The organism is Pseudomonas sp. GL_093, assembly GCF_057837605.1.
On the sequence record NZ_CM174448.1, the window covers coordinates 4,581,915 to 4,596,749 of the forward strand.

Below are 14,835 nucleotides of genomic sequence, written 5' to 3' on the forward strand. Positions count from 1 at the left end.
CACTCCTTCACTTTATTGACAAACCAGCGGGCCAATCAGCGGCACCTGCTCCTGCTTGATGTCCAGATCGAATGTTGCCTGGCAGGTGTGACCTTCGCCCACGGTCACCCGCAACGTGTTGTGCTGCGCCAAGCCTTCCAGGTAGACCAGGCCATCCCAGCCCACCACCGCCTGCGCGCCGCTTTGTTCATGCTGCACCAGGCTGCCCAAGGGCAGGTTCTGGTGCTGGGCGTCCACCAGCGTGATGCTGGCCGCAATGACTCGGTGCACCGGAAACTCCAGCACGTAGCCGCTGCCTCGGCGAACCGCGACGCGTTGTTCGACCTGCTGGGTTTGCACGTTGGACGGCAGGTTCAACGGATCGATTTCATACTTGGCGCGGTAATAGGCGCTGCTCCAGGGCACGAGCAAATGCCCGTTGCGGTCGGTTTCCCCCACTTTCTGGTTCTCGTAGAGCACCGGCACGCCGGCAAAGCCATCGGTACTGACCACCACAAAGGCGTCATTGACCCGATTGGCGGCAAATACTTGCTTGTCCATCCATACCAGCGAGCCGCTGGCGTCCGCCCAACGGGTTTGCGCATCGCTGCTGCCATACACACCAGCCTGCAACTGCACCGACTGCAAGCGCCAGATCAGGTCCGCCTGGCGATAGACCGGACCGTCGCCATGGGCGTAGCCGAGGTTGTAGCCAACGCCGCCATCGGTGGGGACCGCACGGCTGTAGTTGACCCGCTGACGATTTTCCCCGGCCTGGCTGCGTTCACTGCTCAGGCTCAGGCTGCCGTACATGTCGAAGGGGATCACCAGTTGCGCCTGCATGGCCCAGTTGCTGTCACCAATCTCGCGGTTGGCGGACAGGTAGAAACTGGTGTTGTGCCACAGCTGTTTACTCCAGGTAAGGTTCAACAGCCGCGTGCGTGAATCATCAGCCGCCTGCACATCAAAATAGCCGGCGCCAATGCTGCCGTAGCTGTCCAGACTCAGGCTCAGGGTCACCTGTTCGCTGCGCTTGCTGAGGCTGGCGAATGGCGTGTCGATCAGGGTCAGGTCGGCGTACTGGTCACGGCGCCGTACCCTCTGATAGGACAGGCTGTAGCGCTGGCTGCTGTACTGATAGCCCAGGCTCAATTGCTGGCCTTTCTCGCCGTTGAACTGGCTTTGGCTGAGGGCCGTGTTGAGCACACCGAAGTTGCCCAGCCGCAGGTTGCCGCCCAGCCCTCCCAGGGTCAGGGAATTGGAGGCTTCGGCATGGCTCTCCAGGGTGAGCGTGTCCGATAACCCGTAACGAAAACTGCCGCTGGCCACCCCGGGCCCGTAGCCAAAGTCCCGTACGGTGTAGTCCCGGCGCAGAGTACCGGTGGCCACCGAAAAATCCGAAAGGCCTTTTTGCAGCAGCGTACTGGTGACGTAGAACGGCACCGTAGTCGAAACCTGTCGACCCAGGGCATCAGTGGTGACCACCACTGCTTCGCCTGCACCGTTGATAAAAGGAATATTGGTCAGGGTGTAGGGCCCCGGCTGCAGGTCGGCACTGCTGGATTTATAACCGTTGATAAACAGGTCCACCGACGATGGCACGGCAGCCTCACCGGCGAATTGTGGCAAGGGGTAAGTCACCAAGTCCGGGCGCACGGCAAAGTCCCGGGACAGTTGCACACCACCCAGGCGTACCGAACTGCTCCAGGGCAACGCACCGCTGATCACGTCGCCGGCCTCGTAAGTCAGCAGGCGCTCATCGTCGGAGAAGCGCCAGGTGGTGTCATAGCGCCGGTAGCCATTGTTCAGGGTGCTGCCTTCCACTTGGGAGCCAATGGTGCTGCGATACTGGCCGGTGTTGGACAGCGTGCCCCAGGTGTCAAACAGCCGTACTTCATTCCAGACGGCCAGGTAGGTACCGCTGTCGTCGGTGTCGTTGAGGTATGCGTCATAGTTGAGCAAGGCGCCAAAACTGGTCATCGCCTGGGTACGCGGGTAGTTGCTACGGCTACCGATGAGCTGATCCGGCAACCAGGCTGGCGGCACATTCAGCAACAAACGCTGGCCCTGTCTGTCGTAGTCACTGTGCAGCCCGGCCAGGCTGTCGAGGGCGACTTCTTCGGTCACGTCAGCGGGCAGTTTCATACCCACGTCACGCAAGGTGGCCGCCGGCAGAAACAACCGTTCGGCACGCTGATTGACGGCGACCACCCGGCCGGTGTCCATCTGGTTGACCACAAGCTCCAGAAATAACTGTGCATCGGCAACAGCCTCCATGTTGCCGGGGGGTGGCGGCAACGCAGCGGCCATGCCCAGAGGCGCGAACACCAGGCCATACAGGCCACTCATTGCCAACACCGATCGCCACAGATAACGATCCCGATCATGCCTCATCAAGACTCATCAAGGCTTTGCGTCCTTCAAAGGACATCTCCATCCTGTTAAAAGCAGGGGCTGCCCCTGCATCACACTCCAGACCGCGGCACTACCGTCCGGGCGTAATGTTTTCCACGTTTGTTGCCCCGTTGATCCGCACCTGCAACGGCTGATCGGCCGGCACCGTATCCGGTATCGGCCAGCGCATGGTCGCGCCCGGCAGCACGTAGCCGAGCAAGCCCTCCACCAGCGGCCGAGGCTGCCCGCCCTGCTTGAGCGCGGCATCAGTCAGGCGGGCGTGTACCGCGCCTTGATTGCGCATTTCCACATAGTTACGCCCGGCGACGGTGACCTTCTTCCAGCTCAGATCAGGCTTGCCCGCGCCTTTCGGGTCCCGCTGGCGGGTGCTGTCGTCCTTGCTCCACAGGCCGGGGCCATAGACGAACAACGGCACCGAATAGCGCATCTGAAAGCGGATGGCAGCAGCCGTCTTGCCATCGGCCGGTGGCGCTACCGGCGTCGCCGAAGGGATTTCATCGATGATGATCCGATAGGCCAGCTCCTGGCCCGGCGGCACTTCCCGGGTTCGGGTCAGGCGCACCAGTTGCTTCTGCCCAGGTTCGATCTTGGCCACAGGCGGGCTGCCTATCACGTCGCGCTGGTTCTGGTACTGATCATCAAACCCGCTCTGGCTCCAGGCGAACACACGGATTTGCAGGTTGGCAGTCTCGGTGCCACGGTTCTCCAGCCACAACGCGCTGGCCTGCTGATCCGCTTCCAGAACCGGATCAATGGGCCATATCAGCACGGAGCTGGCGGCCTGAACCTTTCCCATGCCCAACGCCACCAGCCCGATAAAACCTGCAACCCATAACCGCCGGGAAGCTGAATACATAGACCCCACTCCTTATGCCAATAGCCTTACCACGACAGCTGCACCTGCAACACGTCGCTGTACGTCCCCCCAGGCTGATTACCCGGTAACTGCACCTGTCCGTAAATCGGCAGGGTGATGTTGTTGGCGTTGCTGTAGGCCACGCTGACGCTCTGGCTGATCCCCAGGCTCTGGCTCAGCGCGGCATCCCGAAACAACTGGTACGCCACCTGTGCACTGCCGCTATTGAGCTGCAGGTGCCGACCACTGCTGTTGTACAAACCACCATCGACGCTCATGTTCAGGGTCACTCCCGGCGTGCATTGCAGGGTCACACTGCCGCTCAGCGGCACGGAGACGCTGCTGGTGGATAACGCCGAATAGGTGCCGAAGGTCAGGCTGCCATAGTTCGACCCGCCGCCGACCACCAGGCAACCCGGCGTGATCGTCGCGCTGACCTGGAATGTTTGGCCGGTGACCGCCAACAGTGACAGCGGCATCCCCCAGCCAATAACCACCGCCGCCGTCGTGTACCAGACGCCCTTCATGGCTCTAGAACGTCAGTTGCACGGATACTGTATCGGTGTAAGTACCGGCCGGCAGCCCCGTCTTGCCCACGGCTTGACCGTAGATATTCACGGTTTGCGCCAGGCCGGTGCTCGCGCCCACGTTGATCGTTCCATTGATAGCCAGGAGCGTCGAATGCCCGGAGTCGGTGTAGAAGTCATAAGGCACATAATTGGCAACGCCGTCGTACAGTGCCCGGGTACCGCCCGTCGATTGGCCATCATAGGACCCTGCGCCCACGGTAATCACCGGCGAGGTGCCCGAAGAACACTGAATGGACAGGGCGCCCCCACCGCCGCCCAGCACTTGGCCGTTGGCCGTGGTGAACTGGCTGTTGGTGGTACCAAAATTGAGCGTACCGAAGTTCAAGCCCGTGGTACCGCCCACGCCATTGACCAGGCAACTGTTGGTCAATATCAGGGTGGAACTGATCTGCCCAGTCACGGTGGTCGCCGCCTGAGCGCTGGAGGCCAACACCAGCGCCATCAACGGAAGGCCTACTTTCGAGACAAGTGCATGCATGATGTTCTCCTTATGGTTTACCAATCCAGTGTCACCGTCAGGGTGTCTGTGTAGATCCCGGCCGGTAAGGCCCTGGTGTTCGCCTCCACCGAGCCAAATACCGGAATCGGTATTTGTGTGCTCTTGGACACGACGAAATTGCGTTGTTGGCCGATGCTGTAGGTGTTGCGACCGGAAGCATCGGCAGAAAGACGATAGGGAATGGTCTGTCGACCATTGCTCAGGTGCCGGGTGCTGCCGTCGCCATGGGCACCACCATCGATGGTCACAGTGAAGCTGCTGACCGACGGGTTGCAAGAGACCGCCAACGGCGCCCTTTCACTGTCACTGATCTCGGCACTCGAGCGGTTGTCCCAAGTCGGGCCATGGTTGCCAAAATCCAGCACCGCGACCCGGCCGTCCGGGCTGACCGGAGCGCTTTCGGTGCCTTTGCTCACCTCGCAGCTGGCGGTAATCACCAGCCGCGCGTGAATCTGCCCGCTGACAGCAGCGTCGGCGTCATCGGCCAGCAGCGACAGGCCGGCCAGCGCCGCGAAGGCCCAACGGCAGGCTACCAAGTCACCGTCACCTTGAGCAGGTCGGAATAGCGTCCCACCTGGGGAATGTCCTTGAGCGGCTCGATACGCCCGTAAAGCGGCAAATCCACCGACCCTGAAGCCGGTACACGACCGCTGACCGGCACATCCACGGCCAGAGGGATTCGCCGGGCGGCGTCGGTATAAATCCGATAGGGAATGGGTTTGCCTAACGCAGACGCGGCAGCCAGGTAACGCACCTCGCCAACGCCACCGTGCAGGCCACCGTCGACTCGTACCTGATAGGGCGTATCCGGGTTGCACTCCAGGCGTGGTTGGCGCTGGCTAATCAGCGCGGCACTCAACGGGCCCGCGGGGTCATCCAGGCGCGGGCCACTGCCAAAGTCCAGCACCCCGAGTTGTTCGATACCGGTACTGCGAGTGGTACCCACCAATTGGCAACCACGCTGTACGTCAATGCGCACCTCCACTTGGAGCTGTGCACCGTAAACCATGTCGCAGAGCATCGCGCTCACAACTGCCAAGACTGCCAAGACTGCGTGTCCCTTCACTGCCCCAATCCTTGTACAGGGGTGATTGCTGTGTATGAGGTTAGCAACGCAGGGGGAATCTGCCAGTCGGATCAGGTCTTGACGCCGAGCGTGGGGGGGCTGAATCGGAACGAAAATCGCGTTCCTACGCAAGTTTCAGGTCTGCTGATTAACCCAGGCACTGGCAGATTTTACGTAGAAACGTAGACTTCAAAACGGTGCCTGCGTTTTTACACAGCCTGGGTCGATCCAAGTCATACAGCCGCCAATCATCCGCCCCATGAAAGGCTTGGTTGGAAACCTTTTCTGATAGCGCTGAAGGGTGCACGTGTCAGTAAGACGCGTGCACGGGCGTTCCCTTATGGTTCTAACGTGACGTCCGGGCGACCAGCGTCATATTCGTCGAAGATCAGCGCCATGGGCCGGCAGTGCCCAGGGCAGGATGCCTTCCTGGAATTCACAAGTCCGGTGTGTGCTGCGGGCAAGATGAGGGCTTAGTTAACCATCACCTCGTCCAGTGCCTGCTCGAGGGTGCTGACCGTGCGCTCGATATTGTGCAGCTTTTCGAGTCCGAACAGACCGATGCGGAAGGTCTGGAAGTCGGCCGGCTCGTCGCATTGCAACGGCACTCCGGCGGCGATCTGTAGGCCGTGGTCGGCAAATTTCTTGCCGCTCTTGATGTCGGCATCATCGGTGTAGCTCACCACTACGCCAGGGGCCTGAAAGCCGGCTGCGGCCACGCTTTTGATGCCTTTGCCGGTCAACATTGCGCGCACCCGATCGCCCAGAGCCTGTTGTTCGCCGCGGACCTTGTCGAAACCGTAGGCTTGCGTCTCTTTCATCACTTCGTTAAACCGCGCGAGGGAATCGCTGGGCATGGTCGCATGGTAGGCATGTCCGCCCTGTTCGTAGGCCTGCATGATCTGAAGCCACTTTTTCAGGTCGCAGGCGAAGCTGCTGCTATGCGTCTGCTCGATGCGTTCGAGGGCCAAAGAACTGAGCATCACCAGGGCGCAGCAAGGGGAGGCGCTCCAGCCTTTCTGCGGTGCGCTGATCAGCAGGTCGACTGCGCATTTCTGCATATCAACCCAAAGCGTGCCTGAGGCGATGCAGTCCAGCACGAACAGGCCACCCACCGCATGCACGGCGTCGCCGACGGCCCGCAGGTACTCGTCGGGCAGGATAATCCCTGATGAGGTTTCAACGTGGGGGGCGAAGACAATCTGCGGCTTCTGCGCCGCAATGGCTGCCAGCACTTCGTCCAGTGGGGGTGGGGCGTAGGCAGCCTGGCGACCCGTGTCGACCGGTCGGGCTTTCAGCACCGTGGTGGCCGCCGGGATGTTGCCCATCTCAAGGATCTGGCTCCAGCGATAACTGAACCAGCCGTTGCGTATCACCAGGCATTGCTGGTCGGTGGCAAACTGTCGCGCCACCGCTTCCATGCCGAATGTGCCGCTGCCCGGGACCACCGCAACTGCCTGGGCGTTGTAGACCTGTTTCAGGGTCCTGGAAATGTTCTTCATCACGCCTTGAAATGACTGCGACATGTGGTTGAGCGAGCGGTCGGTGTAGACCACTGAGTACTCGACCAGCCCCTCAGGATCGATACTGGGATATAGCTTTGACATGGGGTGACTCCTTTGGCAGAGATGTCAGTGGTATCGACCCTGCCCTAAGCCTTGGCAAATGACAAGATTGCTCGGGATCGAATTGCGACTTCTGTCGAGCGGCTGGCATTATCAGGTCGATTACCCTTAAAGGTTCCTACCTCCTTACGTTCGGTCGATAACGACCCGTTACGAAGCGCAGCAGCCGATCAAAAGCAGCCAGCGGATGGAGCGATGGAAAATGAGAGCTAAGCTTCCTTCTAATGTCGGGCTTATCACCCCACTGCGGCCCATTTAAAGTTAGCCCTTCACAACAGCCACGGAGGGGAGCCAATGAAACGCTTCGTAATGCTCATCGCGATCTCTTTGCTTGCCACTGCTTGTCAAAGCACAAATGATAACGGCATCACCCGACTTGATAATTGTGTCTGCTATAAATCGTCCGAGGGACAACCATTGCAAGCATCGCAAATGGCATGGAAAGACCCCGAAATGTTGCAGAAACAATTCTCACATTGCATTTGCCGAGCCCTGATTGACCTGAAGAAGGTCAATGATCCCAGTAAATATTTCGTGCCCGGAACCGAAATAAGAACGGAGCTGAAATAAAATAAGTGTTGTGGTCTAACAGACTCAGCTTTCGGCGTATTCGTTGCGTTTTCACACGGCCTCGGTCGATTTCGGCCCTTCATGACAGTCCGCTTTTGGCCGTTTTATGCCTGTCGCGAGAGGCAGAAAACGACCCAGGCTGTGTGAAAACGCATGCGCCATTTTGAAGTCCGCGTTGCTACGTAAAATCTGCCAGCGTTTGGTTCAGCAGCAGACCGGAAATTTGCGTAGGAACGCGATTTTCGTTCCAGTCCTGACTTTCAAATCTGCTCTAAAACGTTTTCACACAGCCTGGACCCATAGCGGACATCTCGTCTAGGTCACGGTATTCGACGGTGCGGATCAGCAAGGAAAATATTCTGCCAAATCGGTGTGCCTCGACCCTTTAAAGCGGCCGGTTGAGTACCAGTAAACGTGCCGCCAGAGCTGTCATTACCGCAGCGAAGCCATAAGCACCAAGGCGTTTAGATATCATGCCTTTGCTGAGGCGTCCATGCAGCCGTCCGGCGCAAAATCCGAGCAGGGAATGGAAGATCAATGCGATCAGCGCAAGCAACAAACCTAAGAACATCAATTGCAAGGTGACGCTGCTGGCACCTACGGTGACGAATTGCGGCAGGAATACCATGAAGAACAACAGCGCCTTGGGATTTAACAGGCTGTTGAGCGTGGCTCGGGCAAAGATCTTCCGAAACGAAGCCTGTGTAGCTTGAGTATCAGTATCCGCAGGAGGAGTCTTCAATGCCTGCCAGGCCAGCCACATCAGATAACAAGCCCCGGCCCACCGTAGCAAGTCAAACGCCGGCGCCCAACTCATCACCAGCGCACCGAGACCTGCGCTAACCATGACGGTCATCAGCACATCGGCCAGGGTTATTCCTAGTGCTGCGGCGAGGCCGGCGCGCCAGCCGTGGGTGACTGCATGGCTGCTGACGATAGCCATGTTAGGGCCAGGCACGATCAGCAACATCAAGGCGGCAACAATGAATAGGTAGAGGTTAGTGGCGTCCGGCATAGAGCAATACTTCCTTGTGTGAGAAGTAATGCTAACCGGTAGTAGTTAGGCAGAAGCAGATACAGTGGGGATGGATTTGGCCGCAACAGTCTGGTGTGGAGAGGCAAAATAATCCGTTCGACAGCATGGTGAAACAAGTTCGAGCGGCTGCTATTGGCCGATTTCAGCCAGTCGCGAAGGACAGAAAACGACCCAAAGCGGTCAAATCGCTAAACGCATGTTCCACCGACAAAGAATGGGATTCGCTGAATTTCCGCCTCGCTCATTACTCGCCAATCATTTGGCAAAATACCGTACTCGAACTCGGCGCTTTCCAGTGCCTCATCCAATCCAAGCATCAAGTGGTCGCCTTCAATTTGGAGTTCTCCGTAGTCCTTAAAGCGTATCTCCAGATACACCAGGTCATCGTCTTCGGCCTTCAGGCCGAAAAGCACGATAGCGGTAACGTCAGGCCGGAAATCGCTGATTTTCCTTACATAAGCAAATAGGTGACTTGTAGGCTGGGGCATGGCGTCGGCCGTATCTATTGATGGTGGGTTAGGGCATTTTATATGACTGCTCCTTAGCGTCGGCTCAGCACAACCTCTCGCGCACAGCCCTCAACACCGCTTCGATGTGCCAGGTTTCGACGCCGATGGCGACTGCTTCGCAGGCATCAAGCACTAACTCGATTTGGGTGGTTATGCCTTGTTCGAGAAGCAGTCGCTGCGCGTCTTCAAGAAGCCTGCGTTTACCTGTGAGCCAAAGTCGTTGTTTGCCCGTCAGCAACGCAAGGGTTTGCGGGTAGGTGCAATGCAGTTTTCGACGCAAATTGACCAGCGCCGGTTTGTCGCCTCGGTCAATTGCCGGGGTCAGTACATACTGGTTGCCCGACACTGCCTCCAGATCGTATTTGTCTTGCAGATACTCATCGACACTCATGCAACTGACGACCGTCTCACGCTCGCCCGTCATGACGTTGATCAAGTGCGCGTTAACACCGACGTAGCAGAACTCCGTCATGCCGTGGACGACGTAATCCTCACTGTTACTGCGAATAACCCAGTAATCACCGTTGGCGGAAAGCTCACATGACTGAATGACAAAACGCTCAGGTTTGCCATCTCTCATGACGACGTCAAACAGGCCAAGCACGATTTCACAGGCATGCTCGGCGGTTAGCACGGCGTTGATCTCTGTCACGCTTTACCAAAGCCAAACAATGAACGCAGCCAGCCTGCCGACTTCCGTTCATAGAAGGGTGCGGTTTGCTTGAGGAAGTAATCGCTAAGGCCTGATTCCCCTTCGTGAACGCGATAGAGGTCAACGGGTTCGCCATCCGGAGCGGTATCCCCGGCAACGTTACCGGCTTCGCGCATGACCAGTTCAATATCTCCGTCCGCTTCAATACCAATGATCAGATGAGGCTTTTGATCAGACGATGCGTCATGCATCAACGCCAGAAATGCACACTTTACGTTGCGATGTTTGGCGAGTAATTGTGTGAGCGAGTTGACCATCTTCGACGGATATTGCGACGGCTGTCCGAGCAGCACTTTGGTGTCTTTTTCGACCGTGCGCTGCACCGGCTTTTGGCCGATCTCGTCGGAGAGCAGATGGCGCACTTCCTCCGGGAAAAACTCTTTCCCGTAAGGAGACTTTGGATTGAGGAAAAGAGGGGTGCCCAGTGTGATTTCAAACAGCGATCTGGCCGGGATCTCTACGTAGGACTCTTCGCTATCTATGGATCTTTGTAGTGTTTGCAATGAAGAAAAAAACGGGATGACAGCGGAGCCGTCAGGCTTTTGCCAATGCGCGATGCTGATGTTGCTACCAGCCTCGAGGTTGACTTGACCTTCGCCAGTGCCGGCAGTGCCAAGGACGTAGATAGTGGAATTCAACAGAGTCTTGAAAAAGTCAGGTCGATGGGCCGGTTCATCCGCCGCCAGCCTGAGTGATTTTTCGAGGGTGTTTTCTTGCTTGGTATCCATGATGTCCATCGGCAGTTCCATCAAAACAGACAAAAAGTGAGCGGCAAAGAGCGCGCAGTTTTTCACGCGACGGTGAAAACAGGAAGAACAGCAGGCTAATAAATCTGAAGCATACGGAGAGTCACCCTGAACGGTTTTCCAAGGAGAGCTCCTCCATATCAGTGGTGGATGAAGAGCCAAATGCGGTTCGCCTCGAAGGGCTGCTTCTGGCCGATTTCTGTCTGTCGTCACCGTCTATATTATTGAGTCGAAAGCGGCTCTCAGCGACCAGCTCCAATCGACACTTTGCAAATGTTCAGCCAGACGAAATCAAACCAGCCCCTTTCCCACGAAATGCTCGCTCTGGAACCGTCTGTTCAACTCGTACCGCGTTTTTTGCACCACAATGACACCAGAATGCCTGTGGCAATCGACACCATAGGAATGCTTGAAGCAACGCTCAGTGTTGGAAACACCAACAGTATTTGCGAGTCGTTACCGCCGAGCATCATCGAAGCCCCAATCCCCATCAAAATACCCGCCAACAAATGAACGCCAGCCTTTGATGGGGTAAAGGCCTCGAAACAGAACGTTTTCCTGTACAGGGTAAAACTCAACATGCCTGCCAGCAACATAACAAACACCGCAATACGCCGGGCGCTGATTGCCATATCGGCTTGCCAGAACATCTGCGAAACATTGTAAAAGAACACACTAGGTGTCCATAACGGCTCGAACGTATAGAGCGCACTCGTCAACGCACCCAGCAGCATACTGGAGAGCACCAGGTGTTTATTACCCTGTATGCCGACCAAAAATATCAGCACCAGCGCCACTACACCGATCAACAGCCAGTAATGGTGGCTGGAAATTTCCGGCATCAGAATGGTTTTCTGTTCGGGCATCATGCGCATGTAATACCAGAGCACGATCCCCAGGACCCAGCCGATCATTGTGAACAGTTTATTGAAATTGCCACAGGCAAACTTGGTCAGCGTGCCTACGCTGCAACCGTTGTTCAGCACCGATGCCACCCCGAACAACAAGCCTCCCGAAACCAGTAAAGGATAGGAAATACCAGGCGAGTACAGCGGCAGGCTGACCTCGGAGAAACGATAGAGCGGGGCCAGCATCAACCCGAACAATCCACACGATGTCAGTGCGACAAACAACGTCGGGCGCCCCGCCAGCAATTGTTCGCTCGCTTTGACAAGGCACATACCCATGCGCTGCGAAACCCAGCCAATCAGGAACGCTAATACCAACGCCATCAGTAAAGAGAAAACCATGTTCGTGCGCCACTGCTGATTTGGATGGGCCGGGCCTCACTAGGCATTAGCGTAGCTCTCGATCAGGCTATCTGTGTATCTGACACAGCCGTAAGCTTTGCGTCGTTAGAGGCCCTTCATGACAGGCAGCTATCGGTATGAAGGCAAAAGTCGCTGGTAGCGCTGTAGCGAATCGGTATTGCGCCGGACATCAACGCCAGACAGATGACTTATCGGGTATCGCTCGATACCCTTACCTCCCCGTCGCCTGACGGTTTCCCGGTCAAATCCCATTTCACCCAGACGAGCATGTCATGAAATCCCCCGCAGGTTTGCTGCTGTCGGCTATCGAGTTGGACCGTGCCAGTGCCATTCCCCTGTACCGCCAACTGTATCTGCAGATTCGCAAACAGATACTCAACGGCAGAATCCAGGGGGGCGTGCGCCTGCCGTCGACCCGGACCTTGAGCAACGAGTTGGGGTTGTCGCGGATCACCATTCTCAATGCTTTCGATCATCTGATTGCCGAAGGTTTCCTGGCCTCGCGCACTGGCGCCGGTACGTATGTCGGCACTGAGTGGGAAAGCCGGGGTATCGAGGATGAGCAACCGCGCCAGCCACCGCGCCTGTCCGACTTGAGCCAGTCGATGCTGTCGCTGCGCAGCGATCATTTTCGCGGGGTGTCCTATGCCGACTGGGACCCCGCGACCCCGACCTCCTTCCTGCCCAGCCACAGCAGCTATGACGCATTCCCGCAGGCGATCTGGCGGCGCCTGATGAACCGTCATCTGCTCAAGCCAACCAAGGCCATTCTGGGTTATGGCGAGTTGCAAGGCTTGCAGGCGTTTCGCACAGCGATTGCCGAATACGTCTTCGATGCGCGTGGCATCGACTGCAGTGCCGGGCAAGTGGTGATCGTTTCCGGCGCGCAGCAAGCGTTCAACCTGTTGGGCATGCTGCTGCTCAATCCTCAGGACAGCGTCTGGATGGAGGACCCTGGGCACATCGCCGCGCGCATTGCGTTGCAGGCCCAGGGGGCTCAGGTGATTCCGTTGCGTATCGATGAACAGGGGATCGATGTCCAGCAAGGCCTGACCGAGTGCCCTGATGCCCGCCTGGTGTTTTGTACGCCGTCGCGCCAGCATCCTTTGGGCGTCACCCTGAGTTATGCGCGGCGCCAGGCACTCATCGACTGGGCTGCGCAGCATCAGAGCTGGATCATCGAGGACGATTGCGACAGTGAGTTTCGCTACAGTGGCCGCCTCCTCCCGGCGCTGTATGCCATGGACCAGATGGCCCGGGTGATCTACGTCGGAACGTTCAGCAAAGTGCTCTTTCCGTCACTGAGACTGGGTTACGTGATTCTGCCGCAGGCCCTGGTCGAACCCTTTTGCACCCTGCGCGCGGTCATGGATCGCAGTCCGCCTACCCTGCTTCAGGCGACAACGGCAGACTTCATGATCGAAGGCCACTTTCTGGGGCACATCCGCCGCATGCGTGCGCTGTACAAGGCGCGCCAAGAGGCATTGATCGAACAGATTGAAAAGCAGATTGGCAGCTTTTTCAGGATCACTCCGACGGATGCCGGCATGCACCTGATCGCCTGGCTGCCCCCTGAACTCAGTGACACTGACATCGCCCGGCAACTGGCCCAGCACAACATCCACACCTACGCCTTGAGCGACTACCGCATCAAACATGCCCTGCCGCCGGCGCTGTTGATCGGCTTTGCCGGCACGCCTGAAAACCAGGCCCAGGAGCGTGTCGAGGCGCTCGCCCGGGCCTTGTGCACCTTGGGTTATCTGCCGCCGACCACTTGATGCGAGGCAAGTGGTCTTATCAATTAACTGATAATGGATCTATCGAGAGTTCCTGACTGGCGCGATAAAGGCTGCGCCGGTAGACCCGGTGTCTGAACCAGGAACGACTCTAATGAACAATAAGATCCAGGAACGATTCAACGCCTTGCTGAGCCATAAGGTGGTCGAACACGGGGCTGTTCCCGTGCTGACGGACGCACTGGCCCGGCGGCTGCTTGAACGTCTCGGGCAATTGCGCCTGTTTGCCCACGCCTACCCGCTACTGACCAACCTCACCCACGGTCGTGTCACCCCTGCCGACCTGCTGGACTTCGCCTATCGCCACGAGCTGCAAGGCCTGAGCCTGCACTTGCTCGACGGCGAGGAAAACAGCCTGAGCCAAATGTCACCCGCGCAGCTCCAGGCGTTTGCCGCCAAGGCCAAAGCGCTGGGGCTGGATGTGCACCTGGAAATCAGCAGCACGCTGAAAAAGGATGTCGACCAGGTGATCGCCATCGCCAGGGCCCTGGGGGTGCGCAACATCCGTGTTTACTCACGTTATGAGGGCACGCTGTCGCGGGTCATGGACGTGATCGAGACCGACCTGCTCTACCTCGCACAACAGGCCGACGAACACGATCTGTACTTTGACTTCGAGCAGCATGAAGAACTCAAAAGCGGCGAAATCGCGCAACTGCTCAACCGACTCAACCACCCTCGCCTGCATGCTCTGTTTGACTTCGGCAACATGATCAATGCCTGCGAACAGCCCCTGCAGGCCCTGCGCAACCTGGCGCCGCACATCCGCCAGACTCACCTCAAGGGTGTGCGCATCGTCCCCGAGCAAAACGGCTTCGGCCATTACGGCGTTTTGCAGGGCAGCGACGAGGACGATCTGCCCAGCGCCCGCATGCTGTTCGAGCTGTTGATGCTCGGCGAAGCAGCCCCGCAGGTGATCGCCTTCATCCTCGAGCAGGAAAACCACTACGTGGCCCCGGCCTTCCGCCAGAGCACTGAGGCGGCCGATCCCTTCATTGCCTACCGGGAGATGAGCGAAACGCCGCTGCCGAACGGCTACTCCCTTGAGCGAATGCTGGCCGACGAACACCGCTGGGCGAACAACCAGGTCGCCTATGTCCGTAGCCTGCTGGCCGAATTGCGCACCTTGGCCGAACTAACCCTGGCCAGCCCTTCCAACGCCTGA

The 14,835-nt window shown here is 57.9% G+C and carries 15 protein-coding genes; 3 read left to right on the forward strand and 12 right to left on the reverse strand.

Going from position 1 to position 14,835, the window contains the following annotated elements:
- Positions 1 to 12 precede the first annotated feature (12 nt).
- The 7 genes from AC3IUE_RS21100 to AC3IUE_RS21130 all read right to left on the reverse strand — a co-directional run bounded on the left by AC3IUE_RS21100 (position 13) and on the right by AC3IUE_RS21130 (position 7,012).
- Entirely contained in the window at positions 13 to 2,328 is a 2,316-nt protein-coding gene (locus AC3IUE_RS21100; RefSeq protein ID WP_489263615.1) for a fimbria/pilus outer membrane usher protein, read from the reverse strand.
- Between the two features lie 136 nt (positions 2,329 to 2,464).
- Complete coding sequence (locus tag AC3IUE_RS21105; protein WP_489263616.1) at positions 2,465 to 3,250, reverse strand: fimbrial biogenesis chaperone; 786 nt, start codon at positions 3,248 to 3,250, stop codon at positions 2,465 to 2,467.
- 26 nt (positions 3,251 to 3,276) lie between these two features.
- Positions 3,277 to 3,777: a Csu type fimbrial protein gene (locus AC3IUE_RS21110; RefSeq protein WP_489263617.1), complete on the reverse strand. Its 501-nt coding sequence runs from the start codon at positions 3,775 to 3,777 to the stop codon at positions 3,277 to 3,279.
- A 4-nt stretch (positions 3,778 to 3,781) separates the two neighbouring features.
- Positions 3,782 to 4,318 carry a Csu type fimbrial protein gene (locus AC3IUE_RS21115; protein WP_489263618.1) on the reverse strand — a complete coding sequence of 179 codons (537 nt, stop codon included), beginning with the start codon at positions 4,316 to 4,318 and terminating at the stop codon, positions 3,782 to 3,784.
- A gap of 17 nt (positions 4,319 to 4,335) precedes the next feature.
- Positions 4,336 to 4,875: a Csu type fimbrial protein gene (locus AC3IUE_RS21120; RefSeq protein WP_489263619.1), complete on the reverse strand. Its 540-nt coding sequence runs from the start codon at positions 4,873 to 4,875 to the stop codon at positions 4,336 to 4,338.
- Entirely contained in the window at positions 4,869 to 5,360 is a 492-nt protein-coding gene (locus AC3IUE_RS21125) for a Csu type fimbrial protein (protein WP_489268916.1), read from the reverse strand. Before AC3IUE_RS21125 ends, AC3IUE_RS21120 begins: the two co-directional genes overlap by 7 nt.
- Positions 5,361 to 5,878: 518 nt before the next feature.
- Positions 5,879 to 7,012 carry an aminotransferase class V-fold PLP-dependent enzyme gene (locus AC3IUE_RS21130; RefSeq protein WP_489263620.1) on the reverse strand — a complete coding sequence of 378 codons (1,134 nt, stop codon included), beginning with the start codon at positions 7,010 to 7,012 and terminating at the stop codon, positions 5,879 to 5,881.
- A 312-nt stretch (positions 7,013 to 7,324) separates the two neighbouring features.
- On the opposite strand from AC3IUE_RS21130, the gene AC3IUE_RS21135 reads away from it, so the two are divergent.
- A complete protein-coding gene (locus AC3IUE_RS21135) occupies positions 7,325 to 7,600 on the forward strand; it encodes a hypothetical protein (protein WP_489263621.1) in 276 nt (91 codons plus the stop codon).
- 385 nt (positions 7,601 to 7,985) lie between these two features.
- Here the strand turns inward: AC3IUE_RS21135 and AC3IUE_RS21140 are convergent, their stop codons facing one another.
- The 5 genes from AC3IUE_RS21140 to AC3IUE_RS21160 form a co-directional block, all read right to left on the reverse strand.
- Entirely contained in the window at positions 7,986 to 8,615 is a 630-nt protein-coding gene (locus AC3IUE_RS21140) for a LysE family translocator (protein ID WP_046046699.1), read from the reverse strand.
- 209 nt (positions 8,616 to 8,824) lie between these two features.
- On the reverse strand, positions 8,825 to 9,124 hold the full coding sequence (locus AC3IUE_RS21145; protein ID WP_489263622.1) for a hypothetical protein: 300 nt from the start codon (positions 9,122 to 9,124) through the stop codon (positions 8,825 to 8,827).
- 64 nt (positions 9,125 to 9,188) lie between these two features.
- Positions 9,189 to 9,797, reverse strand: a complete 609-nt coding sequence (locus AC3IUE_RS21150; protein ID WP_489263624.1) for a hypothetical protein — start codon at positions 9,795 to 9,797, stop codon at positions 9,189 to 9,191.
- Positions 9,794 to 10,594, reverse strand: a complete 801-nt coding sequence (sseB, locus tag AC3IUE_RS21155; RefSeq protein ID WP_489263625.1) for an enhanced serine sensitivity protein SseB — start codon at positions 10,592 to 10,594, stop codon at positions 9,794 to 9,796. The genes AC3IUE_RS21150 and sseB overlap by 4 nt, the downstream gene beginning before the upstream one ends.
- A gap of 347 nt (positions 10,595 to 10,941) precedes the next feature.
- Complete coding sequence (locus AC3IUE_RS21160) at positions 10,942 to 11,853, reverse strand: YeeE/YedE thiosulfate transporter family protein (protein WP_489263626.1); 912 nt, start codon at positions 11,851 to 11,853, stop codon at positions 10,942 to 10,944.
- A 293-nt stretch (positions 11,854 to 12,146) separates the two neighbouring features.
- Between AC3IUE_RS21160 and pdxR the strand changes: the two genes are divergently transcribed.
- Together pdxR and AC3IUE_RS21170 are read left to right on the forward strand one after the other, a co-directional pair.
- Entirely contained in the window at positions 12,147 to 13,652 is a 1,506-nt protein-coding gene (gene pdxR, locus AC3IUE_RS21165) for a MocR-like pyridoxine biosynthesis transcription factor PdxR (protein WP_489263627.1), read from the forward strand.
- A 112-nt stretch (positions 13,653 to 13,764) separates the two neighbouring features.
- Complete coding sequence (locus tag AC3IUE_RS21170; protein WP_489263628.1) at positions 13,765 to 14,835, forward strand: sugar phosphate isomerase/epimerase family protein; 1,071 nt, start codon at positions 13,765 to 13,767, stop codon at positions 14,833 to 14,835.